A 21899-nucleotide genomic window follows, 5' to 3' on the forward strand; every position below is an offset into this window, starting at 1 on the left:
TAGCCTCCTAAAAGGGGATCAGGCCTGGATGCCGGTGATCTTGATTTCGGTGAACCACTGACGGTGGCCCTGACGCTTCATGTGGTGCTTGCGACGGCGGAACTTGATGATGGTCACTTTGTCGTGACGGCCCTGGGAGACCACCTCGGCGACAACCTTGGCACCATCGACCACCGGAGCGCCGATTTTCACGTCGTCACCGTTGCCAACCAGCAGAACGCGGTCGAAAGTCACGGATTCGCCGGTGGCGACTTCCAGTTTCTCGACCTTGAGGAATTCGCCTTCGGCGACTTTGTACTGCTTGCCACCGGTAACAATTACTGCGTACATGGATTTTTCTCCGTTGAACCTGCTCACCCGACTCTTTATAGGAAGAGTTATTGGCCGGCATGGCTGCATGGGGCCGGAACTGACGCCCGTGCAATTGCGTAAGGCAGGGAGTGCCCATAGAAGTTTGGGGCCGCGATTGTACGGAAAGCCCGGAGGCGAGGCAAGCCCTGCCAGGCCTTGCCTTGACAGCCCCTACCCCGCCCCCTAGCATGCCGCGCAGCCCGGTCTGCCCAGGCAGACCCGCCATTTCGCCGCCCTCCGCCCCGCGAGGCAGCCGGCCCCGTTCCAGGAGCTCCCGTCACTGATGCAACCCCAGGCCTTCCAAAGCGTGGTCGCGGACGATTTCACCGCCGTCGACGGCATCATCCGCCAGCAGCTGAAGTCCCATGTGCCCCTGGTGGAAAAGATCGGCGACTACATCATCTCCGCCGGCGGCAAGCGCCTGCGCCCGCTGCTGGTGCTGCTCAGCGGCAAGGCGCTCGGCTACCAGGCCGACGACCTGCGCTTGCTGGCCGCCACCATCGAGTTCCTGCATACCGCCACTCTGCTGCACGACGACGTGGTCGACATGTCCGGCATGCGCCGCGGCCGCGCCACCGCCAACGCCCAGTGGGGCAACGCGCCGAGCGTGCTGGTCGGCGACTTCCTCTATTCCCGCTCGTTCGAGATGATGGTCGAGCTCGGCTCCATGCCGGTGATGCGCATCCTCTCCCGCGCCACCCGGGTGATCGCCGAAGGCGAGGTGCTGCAGCTGTCCAAGGTGCGCGACGCCAGCACCACCGAAGAGACCTACATGGACGTCATCCGCGGCAAGACCGCCATGCTGTTCGAGGCCTCGACCCACAGCGCCGCCGCCCTGGCCGGCGCGAGCGAGGCGCAGAGCGAGGCCCTGCGCCACTTCGGCGACCACCTCGGCATCGCTTTCCAGTTGGTCGACGATCTGCTCGACTACCAGGGCGACGCCACCACCCTGGGCAAGAACGTCGGCGACGACCTGGCCGAGGGCAAGCCGACCTTGCCGCTGATCTACACCATGCGCGAGGGCAGCGCCGAACAGGCCGCCCTGGTGCGCACCGCCATCCAGAAGGGCGGCATCGAGGATCTGGAGAGCATCCGTGCCGCCGTGCAGGCCTCCGGCTCCCTGGACTACACCGCCCGCCTGGCGCGCGAGCATGCCGAGAAGGCGATCGCCTGCCTGGAGGCCCTTCCGGACAACGCCTACCGCGACGCCCTGATCGAGCTGAGCCACTTCGCCGTCGCCCGCACCCACTGACACGGCGCCGCACGATGAAGAGCCCGTCCCTGTGACGGGCTTTTTTGTGCCCAGCCATCCTCTTCGGCCATCACCCGCAGAGACGTCAGGAATCGCTGCGGGCGATTTTTTGTGAGCCGATCTCGGCGTGCACGGCGACCGTTCGGTCGAGTGCCCGACAAAAGACGCGATTGAAGCTTGCTATTTTGATAATAGGAATTATTCTCATATCCATTGAATGGACGACAAAGGAGATGAGCCATGACCTATCTGATCGATGCCTGGCTGGATCGCCCCCACCCCTATCTGCGCATCCTCAACAGGGAGACCGGCGAGGTGTGCGCCGTGCTGGAAGAGGAAGCCATAGGCGAGTTGCGTGATCAGGGCGACCTCGACCTCGCCGGCCTCAGTTCGTGCGAACCGGGCGTGCTTAAGGAGCTGGTGCGCGGCCTGTTCCTGTTCTGCTACGCCCGAGCACTCAGGCCCCACAGCGAGCCGCACTGAGCCACGCTGACGAGGCGCAGCCAGACCGCCAGTCTCGTCGGCAACCCGGCACAGGGAGCGTGTCGGGATAGCGCGGAGCGATTGCCCCGCGCAGGTGCCCGGATCGGTCAGGAAGGCCGTCCGGGCATCACCTTTTACAGGATGTCGAGCAGCTCGACGTCAAACACCAGCACACTGTGCGGCGGGATGCTGCCGACAGCCTGGCCACCGTAGGCCAGTTCGCTCGGTACGTGCAGGCGCCACTTGCTGCCGGCGTTCATCAGTTGCAGGGCCTCGACCCAGCCGGCGATCACGCCGCCGACCGGAAATTCGGCCGGCTGGCCCCGATCATAGGAACTGTCGAACACGGTGCCGTCGATCAGGGTGCCGTGATAATGGGTACGCACATGATCCTCGCGCGACGGTTTGGCACCCTCACCCGCCACCAGCACTTCGTACTGCAGGCCGGACTCCAGCACGGTCACGCCCTCACGCTTGGCGTTCTCGACCAGATACTCGCGCCCGGCACCGGCAGCAGCCTCTGCCTTGGCGGCGGCCTCGGCCTGCATGACTTCGCGGATCACCCGGAAGCTGGCGTTCAGCGCCTCGGGCGAGACCTGGCTGGGCTGACCGTTGAAGGCGTCGCGCAGGCCGGCGACGATAGCCTCCAGGCTGGCGCCGGGCGGCGGGTTGTCGCGCAGCTGGTCGCCCAGTTGGCGGCCGATGCCGTAGCTGACACGGCCTTCGTCGGTGGAAAGCTCGCTGGAAAGATTCAGGTCGGACATGGCCGGGCTCCGCTGGGGGTCGAAAAAGGTCGGCCAGACTAGCACAGCCACCCGCAAACGAAACCGCCCGGGCATCTCGCGACGGCCGGGCGGTTGCGACACGAGGCGGGATCAATCGTGCTTGGTCAGCTTGTCCAGATAGCCCATGGCGAAGGCCGAGGCGACGAAGGTCATGTGGATGATCACATACCACTTCAGGTGATCAATCTCGTAATTGCGCGCGTCCATGAACACCCGCAGCAGGTGGATCGAGGAGATCGCCACGATGGACGCCGCCACCTTCATCTTCAGCGAGCTGGAGTCCATTTTGCCCAGCCAGCTGAGCTTCTCCTTGGACTCGTCGATATCCAGCTGGGACACGAAGTTCTCGTAGCCGGAGATCATCACCATCACCAGCAGACCGCCGACCAGGGCCATGTCGATCAGCGACAGCAGCACCAGGATCAGCTCGGCCTCCGCCATCGCGAAGACGCTGGGCAGAATATGGAAGACTTCCTGGAAGAACTTCAGCGCCAGCGCCAGCAGTCCCAGCGACAGGCCGAAGTAGATAGGCGCCAGCAGCCAGCGCGAGGCGTACATCGCGTTTTCAATAAAGCGTTCCATGTTGACTCGCCGAGTGGAAAAAACAGGCGGCGAGTATACCCAGCCAGCCATGGCGGGCAAGGCACCCGCGTCGCCGAGAGGTTATCCCCGTCTGCTGTGGATAACCTTGTGGGCAGAGGCAGGAAGGATTGCCGTATCCCCGGCGCAGCGGGAGTCCCGTACGGATTGGGCAAAAAGCGCTCAGCTCTCCGGGTGAAACTGACAGATGCCGGCCGGGCCTGGGCATGCGCCATTCAACCTGCGCAGCTCCGCCAGCAGATGCAGGCGCCAGATGGGCTCATCCGTACAGGGCTCATAGCCTTGAACGGCCAGGCAATCGGCAATCGAATCGAGCACCCTCTCTGCGACGAAAGGCCCGTGGAATGGGCCTTGCGCCTTGATCGCCGAGGGCTGCGCCCCCGACATGCCGGCCGCGCACAGCAGCGTCCACAAGCCACGCCCGCCGGCCAGCGGACGGATCTCGCACTCGATACGGGTGGTCAGGCCCAGGCACTGACGGGTGAGGCAGAGGCTGCGCGGCATGGCGGCGATCCTCGCGAGGTCTGGCATTCAGCCTACACCCCGCCACACCGCTTCGGAAAGGTGAAAGTTATCCCCGCAGACTGTGGATAACTCTGTGGACGGCGCCTGGGAAAAGCCGTCACAGCGACGCCCGCCGAGGGCGCCGCCGGAATGGGCAGAGACTGACCAGTTGTCGCGTGACCGCGAGCGTCATTCCTTGGGCGCTTTCGCCGCCGGCTTGGCCCGGGTCTTCACTTCCTTGATCTTCGGCTCCTTGTCCTTCTCTTCCTCTTCCATCCCCATCTCGGCGATGCTGCGCAGGCGCTCCACCACCCGTGCGTTGACGCTGCCCTTGGGGAAGCGCCCCTTCTCGTCCGGCGCGCCCGCCGGCTCACCCAGCAGCAGGGCCAGGGCCTCGTCGACGTGGCGCACGGCATAGACGTTGAACTGGCCGTTGCGCACCGCCTGCAGCACGCGCTCGTCGAGCATCAGGTTGCTGACGTTGGAATGGGGGATGATCACCCCCTGCTCGCCGGTCAGGCCACGCGCCTCACACAGGCGGAAGAAGCCTTCGATCTTCTCGTTGACACCGCCGACCGCCTGCACCTCGCCGAACTGGTTGATCGAGCCGGTGATCGCGAAGCACTGCTTGAGTGGCGTGCGCGACAGGGCCGAGATCAGGGTGCAGACCTCACCGAGGGAGGCGCTGTCACCGTCGACATAACCGTAGGACTGCTCCAGCGCGATGCTGGCAGAAATCTCCAGGGGGAATTCCTGGGCATAGCGGCTGCCGAGGAAGCCGGTGACGATCATCACGCCCTTGGAGTGGATCGGCTGCCCCAGGCTGACCTCGCGCTCGATGTCGACGATGCCCGAGCCGCCCGGGTAGACCGTGGCGGAAATCCGCGCCGGCACGCCGAAGGCGGAGTCGCCGACTTCCAGCACGGTCAGCCCGTTGCACTTGCCGATGGCCTCGCCGGCGGTGTCGATCAGGATGATGCCGGCCAGCATGTCGTCGATGATCCGCGCCGACACGCGCCCGGTGCGGTCGGACTTGGCCTTCAGCGCCCGCTCGATATGGCCGACATCGGTCACCGCATCACCGGCCAGCTGGCGCACGAAGTCGGCCTCGCTGACCAGCTGGAACAGGTCGCCGATGCGCGCCGACAAACGCCCCTGGTGCTCGGCCAGGCGCGCGCTGTAGGTGGCCAGGCGCGCCACGGCGGCGGCGCTCAGCGGCGCCATGCCCTCTTCCGAGGTGCGGGTCTTGAGCAGCTGGGCGAACTGTTCGAGGCTGTCGTCGGCGACCGGGATCTCCTCGTCGAAGTCCACCAGCACGCGGAACATCTCCTGGAAGTCGGAATCCAGGTCCTGCAGCGCGTAGTAGAGCTGGCGCGAGCCGATGATGATGACCTTGAGCTGCAGCGGAATGACCTGGGGCGTCAAGGTCACGGTGGCGATGCGCCCCATGTCGCCGAGCGGCGACTCCATCTTCAGCTGGCGCGAATGCAGCGCGCGCTTGAGCGCGTCCCAGACGAAGGGCTCGCCGAGCAGCTTTTCCGCCTCCACGATCAGGTAGCCGCCATTGGCGCGGTGCAGGGCACCCGGGCGCAGCTGGCGGTAGCTGGTGTAGAGCGCGCCCTGGTCGGTGCTGTACTCGATGCGGCCGAACAGGTTGTCGTAGGTCGGGTGCGATTCGAACACCACCGGGGCGCCGCCGTCGGCGTGATGATCGACTACCAGGCTGGGGCAGTACTGCTCCTCCAGCATCTCGCGGCGCTGGACGTCGGGCTTGTCGTCCAGCAACTGGTCGACCACCGTGCGCAGCAGGTTGACCTGCACCGCCTGCAGGTAGGCGCAGACGCCGGTGTTCTCCGCGTATTTCTCCGAGAGCGGCGCGAGCAGCGGCTGCAGGGCCAGGGTGATGGTTTCCTCGTTGAGCTGGCGCAGCTGGTTGCTGCTCTCGCGCTTCCACTGAGGCAGGCTGGCCAGCTCCTCGTTGAGGCGCTCTTCCAGCACGGCGATGTCCTCATGGAAGCGCTCGCGCTCGGCTTCCGGCAACTGGGCGAATTCCGCTTCGTCCAGCGCCTTGCCGTCCTTCATCGGCGTGAAGGCGATGTTCGAACTGTCGCGGTAAAGGGCGACATCCTTCTCCAGCGCGAGCTTCTCGATCAGGTCCAGCGCCTTGTCGTAGCGCTGGTTGAAGATGCGGTCGATGGCACCCTTCTTCTGCTGGTAGGTGGGCGTCTCGAACACTGCGGGGAAGGTCGCCAGCAGATTGTCGATCAGATGGCCCACATCGGCGGTGAACTCCGCGGCGGTGCCGGGCGGCAGCTCCAGCGCGCGCGGCTCGCGCGGCTCGTCGAAGTTGTTGACGTAGACCCGGTCGTCCGGCGTGGCCTGGCGCTTGGCCTCGGCCTTGAGGTAACGCTGCACGAAGGAGAAGCGGCCGGTGCCCGGCTCGCCCATCACGTACACGTTGTAGCCAGGGCGCGGCATCGCCACGCCAAACTGCAGCGCCTCGACGGCGCGCTCCTGGCCGAGCACGCCACGGAAGGGTTCGAGATCGTCGGTGGTGGTGAAGTTGAACTGGTCGGGGGCGCAGGGGCGGGTCAGGGCATCGGGCGCCAGGCGCAGGCTGGCAGCGAAGGATTCGGGCATCGGAAGTCCTTGTCGAAGCGGGCTAGCCGCAAGATGGGACCATTCTGGCGCCGCCCCGGCGCCGCTGGCAAGGCGGTAGTCGGAGCGCATCCTCTGAGGCACGAGACGCAGCCAACACTACTCAGGCGCTGCCGCGCACCTGCGCCCAACCCAGGTCGAAACGCGCCAGGTACTTGCGCAGGCGATCGGCATCGTTGGCCTTGGCCTTCGCCTGGCGAGACACCCCGAACAGGCACCGCCCCGCCTCGGACAGGCTGGCGCTTTCGCGGCAGACCGCAACCACCGCCTTCAACTGCAGACGGTCGAACAGATCGATGTCGGCCACCCGCTCGCCCAGCACCGCCTGCAAGTCATCCGGCCGCACCTCCAGTCCCCAGGCGTGGCGCAGCCGGGCGATCTCTTCCTCGACCTGAGCCTCGTCGATCCGCCCGCTGTCCGCCAGGGTCGCCATGCGCGTGATCGAGGCGGACAGCTCGCGGAAGTTGCCCTGCCACGCCGCCTCGCCGGAGGTGGCGAAGGCTAGGTAGCGGCGACGCGCCTCCAGGTTGAAGCGGACCAGTCGCCCCTGCTCGCGCGCATGACGCTCCAGTTCGAAGTCGATGTTCGGCTCGATGTCCTCGCGGCGCCCGGCAAGCCCGGGCAGGTCGAATGTCCACAGGTTGATCCGCGCGTAGAGGTCCTCGCGGAACAGCCCCTCGGCGACGCGCGCCCGCAGGTCGCGGTGGGTGCCGGCGATCAGCAGGAAATCGCTGGCCACCTCCTTGTCCGAACCGAGCGGGAAGAAGCGCTTCTCTTCGATGGCCTTGAGCAGCATGGCCTGCTCGTCGAGCCCCAGCTCGCCTATCTCGTCGAGAAACAGCATGCCTCCATCGGCTGCTCGCAGCAGGCCGTCACGGGCGTTCTGCGCACCGGTGAAGGCACCCTTGATATGGCCGAACAGCGCCGACATGGCGCCATCGCCGCGCAAGGTCGCGCAGTTGACCTCGACGAAACGGCCATCGACCTGGTGTCGGCTGCGCTTTAGCTCGTACACGCGGCGAGCGAGGAAGGACTTGCCGGCGCCGGTCGGGCCGATCAGCAGCATCGGCGCCGTCGAGCGCACCGCCACCCGCTCGATCTGCTCGATGGAGCGGTTGAAGGCCGCATTGCGCGTGGCGATGCCGGACTTGAGGAAGGCCAGCCCTTCCAGGCGCTCGTGCTGGAAACGGGTCGCGATGCGGTCGTAACGCGACAGGTCGAGGTCGATCAGCGCGTGAGTGCCGGTGACCTGGGCCTCTTCATCGCGTCGACGCGCCGGCGATGTCTGCACCAGTCGCGCCGGCAGGTAGCGCGCCTCGGTAAGCAGGAACCAACAGATCTGCGCCACGTGGGTGCCGGTCGTGATGTGCACCAGATAGTCCTCACGCTCAGTATCGAAGGCGTAGGCGCTGGTGAAGTCATGCAGCGCGCCATAGACCTCTTCGAAATCCCAGGGATCGCGCAACCGCATCGGCTGCAGGCGCACCTCGGTTTCCGGCGAGACCTGCTCGATATCGGCGCGGATACGCTCGGCCAGGCTGACGTCGCGGGCATCCACGCCATGGATCAGCTCCAGCCTGTCGATCAGCAGGTCCGCCTGCTGGCACAGGCCGATGCTTGGTCGCCACTTTCCCCAGCGGTTGGCACCCTTGCCCACGCGATCGAGAGTGGAGCCGAGGAAGCCGATGGCGACGGTACGCTTGCGTGAAATGTTCATCTGCCTCTCGGTTTCCGTTAATGGGCGCAACCAATCTTATCTATAAGGATAAATTAATATCCATAAATCTATAAAAAATCAGATACTTGTCCCCAGCCACAGGCGTTAATCCCACCGTATCTATAAATTTATTCTTTTAAATTCAATTAGTTGAAATATTTTAAGACTCGCAAAGCCAAACCTGGCACAGCCACTGCAATAGTTCTGGCAAGCAAGGACAACAGAGCGAGATGCCAAGATGGCCAACTTCACATTGTTCAACACCCGAGACGCCCAACTGCCTGCCTGCGATGCGCTGAACAGCCAGCAGGCTCCGGCCTACGCCTACAAACCCAGGCACAAGCTGGCGCAGATGGCGGTAACCGGTTGCCTGAACCAGACCTTCTATGCCGACGCCGAAACCCAACTGGCCGAAGTGCTGAAGCTGGTCGCCGAACTGGACGCCCGCTACGTGGCCAAGGCCGCGCTGTACGCTCGCAGGAAAGGCCACATGAAAGACATGCCCGCCCTGTTGCTGGCCGCCCTGGCGGCGCAGCGTTCGAGCCTGGTGTCGGCGCTGTTCGGTCAGGTGGTGGACAACGGCAAGATGCTGCGCACCTTCGTGCAGATCCTGCGTAGCGGCGTGACCGGGCGTAAGTCCCTCGGCTCGCAGCCCAAGCGCCTGGTGCAGACGTGGCTGAACACGGCCAGCGAACGCCAGCTGCTGCAGGCCGCGATCGGCAACCAGCCGTCCCTGGCGGACGTGGTGAAGATGGCTCATCCCAAACCGGCCGAGGCCTGGCGCGAAGCCTTCTTCGCCTGGCTGATCGGCAAGCCGGTGGATGCCGCCGCCCTGCCGCCGCTGACCCGCGCCCTGCTGGCGTTTCGCAGCGGTGCGAGCAGCGAGCTGCCGGACGTGCCGTTCCAGCTGCTCGGCAACGAGACACTGAGCCCGGTGCAATGGGCCGAGCTGGCGGGCCGGATGGGCTGGCAGGCACTGCGCATGAACCTCAACACCCTGGCGCGCCACGGCGCGTTCGCGGTCGAGGGTTGCACCGAGGCGGTAGCGGCACGCCTGGCCGATGCCGAAGCGGTGGCCAAGGCGCGGGTTTACCCGTACCAGTTGCTGGCCGCCTACCGGATGACCGGTGAAGGCATACCGCCGGCGGTGCGAGAGGCGCTGCAGGATGCCCTGGAGCTGTCGCTGGCCAACGTGCCGGCGCTGACCGGCAACGTGGTGGTATGCCCGGACGTGTCCGGCTCGATGCACAGCCCGGTCACGGGTTATCGCCAGGGCGCGACCACGGCGGTGCGCTGCATCGATGTGGCTGCGCTGGTGGCGGCGGCGATCCTGCGCAAGCAGCCGCAGGCCCGCATACTGCCGTTCGAGAACAGTGTGGTGAAGGTGGCGCTCAACCCGCGTGACAGCGTGATGAGCAACGCGCAGAAGCTGGCAGCAATCGGCGGCGGCGGGACCAGCTGTTCCGCCCCGCTGAAGCAACTGGCGGACGCCAAGGCCAAGGTGGACACGCTGATCCTGGTTTCCGACAACGAATCCTGGATCGACGCCCGCCGCCATGGCGCCACGGAAACCCTGCGCCAGTGGGCGCGGATCAAGCGGCTCAACCCGCAGGCGCGGCTGATCTGCATCGACCTGCAGCCACATGGCACCACGCAGGCCGCGGACCGCGCGGACATCCTGAATGTCGGCGGCTTCAGCGACGCGGTGTTCGACGTGGTGGCGCAGTTCGCCAGCGGCACTTTCGGCACCGGCCACTGGGTCGACGCCATCGAGAAGATGGAGATATGAGAAAGCCCCCGACCAATTGGGGTCGGGGGCAAAAGATCAACGATTTCGAGCGCGTTCGAATGCCGATGGGACTACATCCAAGACGTCTCATCACTCCCCTGTCGAGCACGAGCGAAGGCACGAATGCCAGTGGCTGTACATCGGTTAAGTGGGTTCGATTCCCGCCCGTGGCAACACGGAACAGCCACTCATTTTGTCGTGCCACCTGATTCACGGTTTTGCGACGAATGCCGGTGGAACTACACCCTTCCACGGTCGAGATGCGGGTTCGAATCCCGTCGGCTCCATCACTGGGGGGCCGTAGTTCAATGGCAGAACACGAAAATACGTTTCACCACCCTTGTCGTCGCATCTTTTTCAGGCCCGCCACGGCGGGCCGGCAGCGAATGCCACAGGCACTACATCGTGTCGCGGGTTCGAATCCCGCCCCGGCAGCGGGTAGCTCAGTCGGTAGAGCAGATGTGCCTGTCACCTCGTCGCTGCACGGAGGCCCTGCCTCCACCCTTTTTCGATCGACCCGGCGAATGCCGGTGGAACTACAGAACGCAAAGGTCGCGGGTTCGACTCCCGTCAGCCGCAAGGCTGTAGCTCAGCGGATAGAGCACTGCGCATGTTTCGCCACGAATTGTCGCCGCAATGAGAACAGGCTGGCACGGCCAGCACGGATACGAGTGAATGACGATGCAAACCAAGACCTACAACCTGCTGGAAGTCGCCAACGGCAAGCCGATCAAGCTGTGGACCCAAGGCGTTCCGGTCGAGGAAGACGCCAAACAGCAACTGATGAACACCGCGAAGATGCCCTTCATCTTCAAGCACCTGGCGGTGATGCCGGACGTGCACCTGGGCAAGGGCTCGACCATCGGCAGCGTGATCCCCACGGTCGGCGCCATCATCCCGGCCGCGGTCGGAGTGGATATCGGCTGCGGGATGATCGCCGCGCGTACCTCGCTGATGGCCCACGACCTGCCGGATAACCTGGCAGGGCTGCGCGCCGCCATCGAGAAGGCCGTGCCGCACGGACGAACCTCCGGTCGTGGCGCTCGCGACAAAGGCGCCTGGGAAAACGTGCCGGAAATGACCGACCAGGCCTGGTCGGCCCTGAGCGAGCGCTTCAAGGCGATCACCGACAAATACCCGAGGCTCGCCAATACCAACAACCGCAAGCACCTGGGAACCCTGGGCACCGGCAACCATTTCATAGAAGTCTGCCTGGACGAGGCCAACCGCGTCTGGTTCATGCTGCACAGCGGCTCGCGCGGCGTGGGTAACGCCATCGGCAATCTGTTCATCGAGCTGGCCCAGGCCGATATGCGCCAGCACATCGCCAACCTGCCGGATCGCGACCTGGCGTACTTCGAGGAAGGCAGCCGGCACTTCGCCGACTACGTGGAAGCGGTGGGCTGGGCCCAGGACTTCGCCAAGCAGAACCGCGCACTGATGATGCACGCGGTGATCGCCGCCGCACGCGGGATGATCGCCAAGCCGTTCGACGTGGCCCTGGAGGCGGTGAACTGCCACCACAACTACGTGCAGAAGGAACGGCATTTCGGCGAAGAGGTACTGGTGACCCGAAAAGGCGCGGTATCGGCGAAGAAAGGCGAACTGGGGATCATCCCCGGCTCGATGGGCGCCAAGAGCTTCATCGTCCGCGGCCTGGGCAACGAGGAGGCGTTCTGCTCCTGCAGCCACGGTGCCGGTCGGACCATGAGCCGGACCAAGGCCAAGAAGCTGTTCACCGTGGACGACCAGATTCGCGCCACGGCCCATGTCGAATGCCGAAAGGACGCCGACGTGATCGACGAAATCCCGATGGCCTACAAGGACATCGACCATGTCATGGAAGCCCAGCGCGAGCTGGTAGAAGTCGTGCATACCCTGCGACAGGTGGTATGCGTGAAAGGCTGAGCGAACCAGGCGAGCCAGCAGTGCCGCCTGCCCCGCTAGAAGGAACTGCAAGATGAATCATGAACAGCGCCACCCGCTCAGCGACGCCATGCGTGCACGGGTACTGGAGGAACTCGAACGAATAGAGCGCGAGTGCAACGTCAAGGTGCTCTATGCCTGCGAGTCCGGCAGCCGAGCCTGGGGTTTCGCCTCGACCAATAGCGACTACGACGTGCGCTTCGTTTACGTGGAAAAGCCGGACTGGTTCGTTCAGGTGAATGAGCCACGCGACGTGATCGAGCGCCCGCTGGACGACGAACTGGATGTCAGCGGTTGGGAGCTGCGCAAGACGCTCGGCCTGCTTCGCAAATCCAACCCGACGCTGCTGGAATGGCTCGACTCTCCGCTGGTGTATCGCCAGGAAGACGAAGCGACAGCACGACTGCGCGAACTGGCCGAACTGTTCTACAGCCCGCCAGCGGCACGCAACCATTACCTGTCGATGGCCAGGAAAAACTTCCGCGGCTACCTGCAGGGCGAATCCGTGCGCTTCAAGAAGTACTTCTACGTGCTGCGCCCTTTACTCGCCGTACTGTGGATCGACCAGGAACGGGGCCGACCGCCGATGACATTCGCCGAACTGCTGCAGACGGTGGGTGAGCCCTCACTGCTTGCAGAAGTCGATGAGCTGCTGGCACTCAAGCGTGGTGCCGACGAGTCGGCCTATGGTCCGAGGCGCCTGGCACTGCATGACTTTATCGAGAGGCAGCTGGAGCGCCCCATACCAACGTTGCCCCGTACAAAAGCGGACAGCAACCTGCTCGATGATTACTTGCGCGAATTGGTCAAGCACTACGCGCGATGAAACTCGGCTCACCGCCGAGATAGGGAACAGAAATGAACAAGGACATCCTCGAACTGGACGGCGCCATCGGCGGAGGCCAGGTACTGCGCAGCGCGCTGAGCCTGTCGATGCTCAGCGGCCAGCCGTTCTCCATCCACAATATTCGCGCCAGGCGCAGCCGCCCCGGCCTGCTGCGTCAACACCTGACCGCCGTGCAGGCGGCGGCGCAGGTCTGCTCGGCCGAAGTCGAGGGCGCGGAACTGGGGTCGCAGCGGCTGAGCTTCAGCCCCGGCGCCATTCGCGGCGGCGACTATCGGTTCGCCATCGGCAGCGCCGGCAGCTGCACCCTGGTGCTGCAGACGCTGCTGCCCGTCCTGTTGCGAGCCGATGCGCCGAGCACACTGCACATCAGCGGCGGCACTCACAATCCGCTGGCGCCACCGGCGGACTTCCTAATGCGCGCCTGGTTGCCGCTCCTGCGGCGCATGGGCGCCAAGGTCGACATGCAGTTGCTCCGTCATGGTTTCGCACCGGCCGGAGGCGGGGTGATCTCGTCCCAGGTCGAGCCGTCCCTCCTTTCGCCCCTGCACCTGCTCGAGCCAGGAGCGGTATTGCGGCAGGGAGCCAGCGCCCTGCTCGCCGGTATTCCGGGGCATGTCGGCGAGCGCGAGCTTGCCCGGGTCATGAAACGCCTCAAGTGGCCGGATGAGGGCCTGCGATTCGTCTGGCTGGAACAGGAGGAAGGACCGGGCAACGCGCTATTGCTGGAGATCGTCTGCGAGCAGGTGACGGAAATCTTCAGCGCCTTCGGCCAGAACGGCATACGCGCCGAGCGGGTAGCCGACAGCGCCATCGACCAGGCACGCGAGTGGCTGCAGAGCGGCACCGCGGTGGCGGAACACCTGGCCGACCAGTTGCTGCTGCCCATGGCGCTGGCCGGTGGCGGCAGCTTCACCACGCCGCGGATGACGGAGCATCTGGCGAGCAATCTCGAGGTGCTGCAGCGTTTCCTGCCCGTGGTCGTCCGTTGCAACGAGCCCCGTCGCGGGGCGTTGCTCATCGAACTGAGCGCCTGAGCCTTCCGTCGCCCCTGAAAAAGGCTCTGTCCACGTGAGTTGTTGCACACCTTGTGGGAGAGGATTTATCCGCGATTTCGCGGCCAATCGGGATGCCGCCAGCCGCTCCCACAAAGCGGGATTGCGCCACCAGCACGTAACTAAGCCATGAAAAAGGCCGCCAGATGGCGGCCTTCGGATACGACAGGGGAGGTCAGACCACGCCCTGGGCCAGCATGGCGTCGGCGACTTTCACGAAGCCGGCGATGTTGGCGCCCTTCACGTAGTTGATCCGGCCGTTTTCCTCGCCGTGGTGCACGCAGGCGTGGTGGATGTTCTGCATGATGCCGTGCAGGCGCTGGTCCACTTCGCCGGCACTCCAGTGCAGGCGCATGGCGTTCTGGCTCATTTCCAGGCCGCTGGTGGCCACGCCGCCGGCGTTGGAGGCCTTGCCCGGGGCGTAGAGGATGCCGGCCTCGATGAACAGGTCGACGGCTTCCAGGGTCGACGGCATGTTGGCGCCTTCGGCGACGCAGATGCAGCCGTTGCTCAGCAACGTGCGTGCGTCCTCGGCGTCCAGCTCGTTCTGGGTGGCGCAGGGCAGCGCGATGTCGCATGCCAGGCCCCACGGGCGCTGGCCGGTGAGGAAGCGCAGGCCGAAGTGCTCGGCCATCTCGCTGATGCGGCCGCGGCGCACGTTCTTCAGGTCCATCAGGTACTGCCACTGTTCTTCGGTGAGGCCTTCCTCGGCGAACAGGGTGCCCTCGGAGTCGGACAGGGAGATGACCTTGCCGCCCAGCTCCATGACCTTCTGCGCCGCGTACTGGGCGACGTTGCCCGAGCCGGAGACAGTCACGCGCTTGCCGTCGAAACCCTCGCCCTTCCGCTTGAGCATTTCCTCGGCGAAGTACACGCAGCCGTAGCCGGTGGCTTCCGGGCGGATCAGGCTGCCGCCGTAGGTCAGGCCCTTGCCGGTCAGCACCGAGGTGAATTCGTTGGCCAGGCGCTTGTACTGGCCGAACAGGTAGCCGATCTCGCGCGCGCCGACGCCGATGTCGCCGGCCGGCACGTCGAGGTCCGCGCCGACGTGGCGGTACAGCTCGCTCATGAAGGACTGGCAGAAGCGCATCACTTCGCCGTCGCTGCGGCCCTTCGGATCGAAGTCCGAGCCGCCCTTGCCGCCGCCCATGGGCAGGGAGGTCAGCGAGTTCTTGAACACCTGCTCGAAGGCGAGGAACTTGAGCACGCCCAGGTTGACCGACGGGTGGAAGCGCAGGCCGCCCTTGTACGGGCCGATGGCGCTGCTCATCTGTACGCGGAAGCCGCGGTTGACATGGACCCGCCCCTTGTCGTCGACCCACGGCACGCGGAACAGGATGGCCCGCTCGGGCTCAACGATGCGCTCGACGATGCCGGCTTCCACGTAGTGGGGGTTGGCTTCGAGGAAAGGCCAGAGGGAGCGCAGCACCTCTTCCACCGCCTGGTGGAACTCGGGCTGGTCGGGATCGCGCTGCTTGAGGCGCGCGAGAAAGCTGTCGACGGACTGGATCATGAGGCACCCGCACTGATTCGATATTTCAGGGGGCGAGACTCTAGCAATCGCGAGAGCACCAATAAAGAACAAAATGGCGCTTTTATGAATCTATTTGGTGCATTTCTGTAAAAGCAACTGGAAAAACCATGAAAAAACGGGGCCATCCGGCCCCGTCTTCATGCACGTCATTGGTGCGGATACGCACCAGACGGGCACATCACTGCGCCAGCTTCTTGTGGCGAACCCGATGCGGCTGGGCAGCGGCCTCGCCGAGGCGTTTCTTGCGGTCGGCCTCGAACTCGGTGTAGTTGCCCTCGAAGAAGTACACCTGGCCATCGTCCTCGTAGGAGAGGATGTGGGTGGCGATACGGTCCAGGAACCAGCGGTCGTGGCTGATCACGATGGCGGCGCCGGGGAAGTCCAGCAGCGCCTCTTCCAGGGCGCGCAGGGTTTCCACGTCGAGGTCGTTGGACGGTTCGTCGAGCAGCAGCACGTTGCCGCCCTGCTTCAGGGTCAGCGCCAGGTGCAGGCGGCCGCGTTCACCGCCGGAGAGGTCCTTGACGAACTTCTGCTGGTCGGCGCCCTTGAAGTTGAAGCGCCCGACGTAGCCACGCGACGGCACCTCGTAGTTGCCGACCTTGATCATGTCGAGACCGTCGGAGACCTGCTCCCACACGGTCTTGCCGCCGTCCAGGCTGTCGCGGCTCTGGTCGACGCTGGCGATCTGCACGGTGTCGCCGATCTCGATGGTGCCGGAGTCCGGCTGCTCCTTGCCGGTGATCATGCGGAACAGGGTCGACTTGCCCGCGCCGTTGCCGCCGATCACGCCGACGATGGCGCCCTTGGGGATGCTGAGCGACAGGTTGTCGATCAGCACGCGATCACCGTAGCCCTTGCTGACGTTGTTCAGCTCGATGACCTTGTCGCCCAGGCGCGGACCGGCCGGGATGTAGATCTCGTTGGTCTCGCTGCGCTTCTGGAATTCCTGGGACTGCATTTCCTCGAAGCGCTGCAGGCGGGCCTTGGACTTGGACTGGCGGGCCTTGGCGCCCTGGCGCACCCATTCCAGCTCGGCCTTCATCGCCTTGGCGTGGGATGCCTCCTGCTTGGCTTCCTGGGCCAGGCGGTTGGACTTCGACTCCAGCCAGCCGGAGTAATTGCCCTCATAGGGGATGCCGTGGCCACGGTCCAGTTCGAGAATCCAGCCAGCGACATTGTCGAGGAAGTAGCGGTCGTGGGTGATCGCCACCACGGTGCCCGGGAAGTCGTGGAGGAAGCGTTCCAGCCAGGCGACGGAGTCGGCGTCCAGGTGGTTGGTCGGTTCGTCCAGCAGCAGCATGTCGGGGGCCGACAGCAGCAGGCGGCACAGGGCCACGCGGCGCTTCTCGCCACCGGACAGGTGCTCGATCTTCGCCTCCCACGGCGGCAGGCGCAGGGCGTCGGCGGCGACTTCCAGCTGGCGCTCCAGGTTGTGGCCGTCGCTGGCCTGGAGGATGGCCTCCAGCTTGGCCTGCTCGGCGGCCAGTGCGTCGAAGTCGGCATCCGGCTCGGCGTAGGCGGCATACACTTCATCCAGACGGGCCTGGGCCTGCTTGATCTCGCCCACGGCCTCCTCGACGATCTCGCGCACGGTCTTGGCCGGGTCGAGCTGCGGCTCCTGCGGCAGGTAGCCGACCTTGATGCCCGGCATCGGACGGGCCTCGCCGCCGATCTCGGTGTCGACCCCGGCCATGATGCGCAGCAGGGTGGACTTGCCGGCGCCGTTCAGGCCGAGCACGCCGATCTTGGCGCCGGGGAAGAACGACAGGGAGATGTCCTTGAGGATTTCGCGCTTCGGGGGCACGACCTTGCTGACCCGATGCATGGTATAGACGTACTGAGCCATGGCTGACCTTGGTTCTGCGTAAACTGGGAATGAAAAGGAAACCGCGCCCCCGGCCCACCGGCCGGAGGCAGTAATTCCGGGAGCGAGGGGCAGTATCAGGAAACCGTGCGCCCGCGCGTGCGGCAAAGCTACCGGAATGCACCGCGCGGGGCAAACCAGGCGATGGGCTGTGATGGCACTGTGCCGTTTTTACGGGCATGCTACGCGGTCCCGATTGCCAGGAAGGCCCCGACTTGGCAACCGTACGTGCAGGGTTCATAACGCGTGTCACTATCCCGCCTCCGTTCTTCCCGCTCCTCGGGCGACCCTCTCGCCCGGCCCAGCCGCGGCTCCCTGAAGGGTGCCCTGGCACTGCTGGTGGCCCTGATGCTGGGCCTGCTGCTGTGGCAGTTGCAGCAGGAGGCGAGCCACCTGGAGCAGAGCGAGCGCCAGCGCCATCTGGACCACGCCAGCCAGCTTGCCAGCCATCTGGCCCTGACCATGCGGCTCAAGGCGGAGTCCGGCCGTATCTTCCTCGCCAGCCAGGCCCGCCAGCCCCTGAGCGGAGAGCCGCTCGACGCGCTGCTGGAGCGCCTGCATCGCTACTACCCCACACTGGACAGCCTCGCCTGGGTCGACGCCGATGGCCGGGTGCTGGGCGATAGCCGCCCGGCCGCCGATGACGGCGCGCCGTTCGACCGGAGCCAGCCCTACCACTTCGCGCTGTCCCGCCTCGATCCCGGCCTGATCCAGGTCGACCTGCAGTCGCCGGATGACGCGGGCGGCTGGCGCCTGCGCTTCGCGGCCGAGGCCCTGCGCCACTGGCTGCCGGAACAGCCGGCCGACCTGCCCTGGCTGCTGCATGAAGAGGCTCGCGGCCTGGTCCTGCTGCGCCACCCCGCCGGCGACCGGGCCGAGCGCCTGACCGACGCGGAGCGGGCACTGAGCATCCAGCGGACCCCGCTGGCCGGCAGCGACTGGCAGGTGGTCGCCCTGTTCGACGCCCCCGCCCTGCGCGCCAAGGTGCTGCCGCGCCAGGCCAGCAAGCTGCTGCTGTTCATCCTCTGCGGGACGCTGACGCTGCTCGCCCTGTTCGGCCTGCTGCGCGAACAGAGCCGCCTGCGCGCCTACCACGCGCTGTCGCGCCGCTCCATGGAGGACGCCATTGGCGCCCTCGGCGCGATCGACGAACGGGTGCTGGTGACCCAGCCCGACGGCCATATCAGCTACCTCAACCCGCGTGCCGAGCAGATGTTCGGCCTGGACCTGGCCACCGCCAGCCAGATGCACCTGCTGGAGCTGCTGCCCGCGCTGGCGCCCTGGCTGGAGAACGCCTTCTACGAGCAGAGCGCACCGATCGAGGTGCTGCAGGACGGCGAGCGCCGCCTATACGACGTCACCTGCCACGCTCTTTACACCGACAACCCGGAGCCGGGGCGCGCCTGGGTGCTGCGCGACGTGACCGAGGAACAGCAGGCCCTGCGCGTGCTGCAGGACACCCGCCGGCGCTACCAGGACATCTTCGAGGGCAGCGGCGTGGCCCTCTGCGTGCTCGACCTGTACGAGCTGAGCACCTACCTCGAGGCCCAGGGCCTGCACAGCAGCGCCGAGCTGCAGCCCTGGCTGGACGAAGACGAGGCGCGCCACGAGGAGCTGCTGCGGCGCATCCGCGTCAGCGAGGTGAACAAGGTGGCCCTGCAGCTGCTCGGCGTCGACAGCCCGCAGCAGGTCTGGGAACACCTGATCGCCGCCGCCCCCCTGCGCCCGGGCGGCCCGCGCCACACCCTGGTCAGCGCCCTGCTCGACGGCAACCGGGACATGATGGTGGAGAACCGCATGTTCACGCCCCAGGGCCACGAGCGTTACCTGTGGCTCAACCTGCAGTTCCCGGAGAGCCGCGAGGAACTGCACGCGGTAACCCTGAGCGTGCACGACATCACCAGCCGCAAGCGCGTCGAGCTGTCGCTGGTCGAGCGCGAGCGCTTCTGGTCCGACGTGCTGCGTTCGGTGCCGGACACCCTGTACGTGCACGACATGGGCACCATGCGGGTGATGTTCAGCAACAACCGCCTGGGCCCCGACCTGGGCTACAGCAAGGAAGAGATGCGCCGCTTCGGCGACAAGCTGTGGGAGAAGATCCTCCACCCCGACGACGTCGAGCTGTACCAGCGCGTGCGCAACCTGCAGAAGGTGGTCGGCGACGGCCAGCTGCTGCACTGCCAGCTGCGCTGGCGCCACCGCGACGGCAGCTGGCACTGGTTCGACATCCGCGAGCACGCGCTCAGCCGCGACCGCAGCGGCCGGGTCAGCCGCCTGATCGGCGTGGCCAAGGACATCACCGGCGAGATCAACGCCCAGGCCAGCCTGCTCGACAGCGAGCGGCGCTACCGGCTGCTGGCGGAGAGCATCAGCGACGTGATCCTCTCCACCGACAGCACGATGAAGCTCAACTACGTCAGCCCGTCGGCCGAAGGCTTCTTCGGCTACAGCCCCGAGTGGGTGCTGGAGAACGGCCTGCTCGACATCGCCACCAGCCCGCGCCAGCTGGCCGACCTCCTGCAACTGCTGGAGCAGGTGCGCGGCGCCCTCGGCGATGCACAGCGGCTGGCCGAACTGCAGGCGGGCCTGGGCGGGCGTACCTTCGTCTTCGACGGCGTGCGCGCCGACGGCCGCAAGATCACCGTGGAGATGCGCCTGACCCTGATGTGGGACGAGCAGGAGCGCTTCGAGGGCGTGCTCGGCATCGGCCGCGACATCACCCAGCAGCGCCGCGCCGAGCGCGACCTGCGCATGGCGGCCACGGTATTCGACCACTCCACCGCCGCCATCCTGGTCACCGATCCGGCCGGCTACATCGTGCGCATCAACGAAACCTTCCAGCGCATCACCGGCTTCGCCGGCGCCGAGGTGCTCGACCAGATGCCCGGCATGCTCACCGCCGACCGCCAGCAGGCCGCCCAGTTCGCCTACATCCTCGCCCAGCTCAACAAGCACGGCAGCTGGGAAGGCGAGGTCTGGCTCAAGCGCCGCAACGGCGAGCAGTTCCCGGCCTGGGTGGGCATCACCGCGGTGCAGGACGACGACGGCGACCTGGTCAGCTACGTGTGCTTTTTCAACGACATCAGCGAGCGCAAGGCCAGCGAGCAGCGCATCCACCGCCTGGCCTACTACGACGCCCTGACCCTGCTGCCCAACCGCACCCTGTTCCAGGATCGCCTGCACACCGCCCTGCTGCACGCCGAGCGGCACGACGAATGGGTGGTGCTGATGTTCCTCGACCTCGACCGCTTCAAGCCGATCAATGACTCCCTCGGCCACGCCGCCGGCGACCGCATGCTCAAGGACGTGGCCGTGCGCCTGGCTGCCTGCGTCGACGAGGACGACACCGTGGCGCGCATGGGCGGCGACGAATTCACCCTGCTGCTGCAGCCGCGCAACACCCGGGCGGGCGCCCTCAACCGGGCCATCCACGTGGCCGAGCGGATTCTCGCCAGCCTGGCCCAGCCGTTCGTCCTGCAGGGCCGCGAGTTCTTCGTCACCGCCTCCATCGGCATCGCCCTCAGCCCGCAGGACGGCGACGAGCTGAGCCAGCTGATGAAGAACGCCGACACCGCCATGTACCACGCCAAGGAGCGCGGCAAGAACAACTTCCAGTTCTACCAGGCGGAGATGAACGCCACCGCCCTGCAGCGCCTGGAGCTGGAGAGCGACCTGCGCCACGCCTTGGAGCAGGGCCAGTTCCTCCTCTATTACCAGCCGCAGCTGTCCAGCGACGGCAAGCGCCTGACCGGCGTCGAGGCCCTGCTGCGCTGGAACCACCCGCGCCGTGGCCTGGTGGCGCCCTACGAGTTCATTCCGGTGCTGGAGGAGCTGGGCCTGATCGTCCAGGTCGGCGACTGGGTGATCGCCGAGGCCTGCCGCCAGCTCAAGGCCTGGCACGACGCCGAGGTCAGGGTGCCCAAGGTCTCGGTCAACCTGTCCGCCCGCCAGTTCGCCGACGGCCAGCTGGGCATGCGCATTTCCCGCGTCCTCGGCGAGAGCGGCCTGCCGCCGGCCTGCCTGGAGCTGGAACTGACCGAATCGATCCTGATGCGCGACGTCGGCGAGACCCTGCAGGTGCTGGCCAGCCTCAAGCGCCTGGGCCTGTCCATCGCGGTGGACGACTTCGGCACCGGCTACTCGTCGCTCAACTACCTCAAGCAGTTCCCCATCGACGTGCTGAAGATCGACCGCAGCTTCGTCGACGGCGTACCCGGCGGCGAGCAGGACGCGCAGATCGCCCGCGCCATCATCGCCATGGCCCACAGCCTGAACCTGGCGGTGATCGCCGAGGGCGTGGAGACCCAGGGCCAGCTGGACTTCCTCCGCGAGCACGGCTGCGACGAGGTGCAGGGCTATCTGTTCGGCAAGCCGATGGCGGCCGACCAGTTCGAGGCGCAGTTCGGCGGCAGCGCGCTGTTCATGCTCACCTGAGCGGCGGCCTCGCGCTAGGCGCCGTGGGAGCGGCCTTGGCCGCGAAGTCCGTAGTGCTCCGACCCGGTTCGCGGCCAAGGCCGCTCCCACACACGCATCGCCT

The 21899-nt window shown here is 66.0% G+C and carries 15 protein-coding genes and 1 tRNA gene; 8 read left to right on the forward strand and 8 right to left on the reverse strand.

Going from position 1 to position 21899, the window contains the following annotated elements; all coding sequences use genetic code 11:
- Positions 1 to 18: 18 nt before the first annotated feature.
- The gene (gene rplU, locus N5D30_RS17790; RefSeq protein WP_043308929.1) at positions 19 to 330 is read right to left on the reverse strand and encodes a 50S ribosomal protein L21; all 312 of its coding nucleotides are present in this window, start codon (positions 328 to 330) and stop codon (positions 19 to 21) included.
- Positions 331 to 634: 304 nt separating this feature from the next.
- On the opposite strand from rplU, the gene ispB reads away from it, so the two are divergent.
- Both ispB and N5D30_RS17800 read left to right on the forward strand, forming a co-directional pair.
- Positions 635 to 1603: an octaprenyl diphosphate synthase gene (gene ispB, locus N5D30_RS17795; protein ID WP_220814563.1), complete on the forward strand. Its 969-nt coding sequence runs from the start codon at positions 635 to 637 to the stop codon at positions 1601 to 1603.
- Positions 1604 to 1843: 240 nt separating this feature from the next.
- Positions 1844 to 2086 (forward strand): hypothetical protein, encoded by a 243-nt coding sequence (locus N5D30_RS17800; protein ID WP_220814564.1) that lies wholly within the window; start codon positions 1844 to 1846, stop codon positions 2084 to 2086.
- Positions 2087 to 2220: 134 nt separating this feature from the next.
- Here the strand turns inward: N5D30_RS17800 and N5D30_RS17805 are convergent, their stop codons facing one another.
- From N5D30_RS17805 to rtcR, 5 genes are all read right to left on the reverse strand, one after another.
- Positions 2221 to 2850 carry an FKBP-type peptidyl-prolyl cis-trans isomerase gene (locus tag N5D30_RS17805; RefSeq protein WP_220814565.1) on the reverse strand — a complete coding sequence of 210 codons (630 nt, stop codon included), beginning with the start codon at positions 2848 to 2850 and terminating at the stop codon, positions 2221 to 2223.
- Between the two features lie 111 nt (positions 2851 to 2961).
- Positions 2962 to 3453 (reverse strand): TIGR00645 family protein, encoded by a 492-nt coding sequence (locus N5D30_RS17810; RefSeq protein WP_279910030.1) that lies wholly within the window; start codon positions 3451 to 3453, stop codon positions 2962 to 2964.
- 180 nt (positions 3454 to 3633) lie between these two features.
- Positions 3634 to 3975, reverse strand: a complete 342-nt coding sequence (locus N5D30_RS17815; RefSeq protein WP_279910032.1) for a hypothetical protein — start codon at positions 3973 to 3975, stop codon at positions 3634 to 3636.
- Positions 3976 to 4164: 189 nt separating this feature from the next.
- A complete protein-coding gene (locus tag N5D30_RS17820; protein WP_279910033.1) occupies positions 4165 to 6615 on the reverse strand; it encodes an AAA family ATPase in 2451 nt (816 codons plus the stop codon).
- A gap of 121 nt (positions 6616 to 6736) precedes the next feature.
- Entirely contained in the window at positions 6737 to 8350 is a 1614-nt protein-coding gene (rtcR, locus tag N5D30_RS17825; protein WP_279910034.1) for an RNA repair transcriptional activator RtcR, read from the reverse strand.
- A 238-nt stretch (positions 8351 to 8588) separates the two neighbouring features.
- Here rtcR and N5D30_RS17830 point away from each other — a divergent pair, with 238 nt between their 5' ends.
- The 5 genes from N5D30_RS17830 (at position 8589) to rtcA (ending at position 13946) form a co-directional block, all read left to right on the forward strand.
- Positions 8589 to 10139 (forward strand): TROVE domain-containing protein, encoded by a 1551-nt coding sequence (locus tag N5D30_RS17830; protein ID WP_279910035.1) that lies wholly within the window; start codon positions 8589 to 8591, stop codon positions 10137 to 10139.
- Between the two features lie 297 nt (positions 10140 to 10436).
- Positions 10437 to 10573, forward strand: a tRNA-OTHER gene (locus N5D30_RS17835).
- 247 nt (positions 10574 to 10820) lie between these two features.
- Positions 10821 to 12047 carry an RtcB family protein gene (locus tag N5D30_RS17840; RefSeq protein ID WP_279910047.1) on the forward strand — a complete coding sequence of 409 codons (1227 nt, stop codon included), beginning with the start codon at positions 10821 to 10823 and terminating at the stop codon, positions 12045 to 12047.
- Between the two features lie 52 nt (positions 12048 to 12099).
- On the forward strand, positions 12100 to 12891 hold the full coding sequence (locus tag N5D30_RS17845) for a nucleotidyltransferase domain-containing protein (RefSeq protein ID WP_279910036.1): 792 nt from the start codon (positions 12100 to 12102) through the stop codon (positions 12889 to 12891).
- A gap of 32 nt (positions 12892 to 12923) precedes the next feature.
- Entirely contained in the window at positions 12924 to 13946 is a 1023-nt protein-coding gene (gene rtcA, locus N5D30_RS17850; RefSeq protein ID WP_279910037.1) for an RNA 3'-terminal phosphate cyclase, read from the forward strand.
- A gap of 193 nt (positions 13947 to 14139) precedes the next feature.
- On the opposite strand, the gene gdhA is transcribed toward rtcA, so the two are convergent.
- Both gdhA and ettA read right to left on the reverse strand, forming a co-directional pair.
- A complete protein-coding gene (gdhA, locus tag N5D30_RS17855; RefSeq protein ID WP_279910038.1) occupies positions 14140 to 15477 on the reverse strand; it encodes an NADP-specific glutamate dehydrogenase in 1338 nt (445 codons plus the stop codon).
- A 199-nt stretch (positions 15478 to 15676) separates the two neighbouring features.
- Positions 15677 to 17344, reverse strand: coding sequence for an energy-dependent translational throttle protein EttA (gene ettA, locus N5D30_RS17860; protein ID WP_279910040.1), 1668 nt, complete (start codon positions 17342 to 17344; stop codon positions 15677 to 15679).
- A 366-nt stretch (positions 17345 to 17710) separates the two neighbouring features.
- Here ettA and N5D30_RS17865 point away from each other — a divergent pair, with 366 nt between their 5' ends.
- The gene (locus tag N5D30_RS17865) at positions 17711 to 21796 is read left to right on the forward strand and encodes an EAL domain-containing protein (RefSeq protein WP_279910048.1); all 4086 of its coding nucleotides are present in this window, start codon (positions 17711 to 17713) and stop codon (positions 21794 to 21796) included.
- Positions 21797 to 21899: the final 103 nt, after the last annotated feature.

This window comes from Pseudomonas sp. GD03875 (assembly GCF_029840585.1).
GTDB lineage: Bacteria > Pseudomonadota > Gammaproteobacteria > Pseudomonadales > Pseudomonadaceae > Aquipseudomonas > Aquipseudomonas paralcaligenes.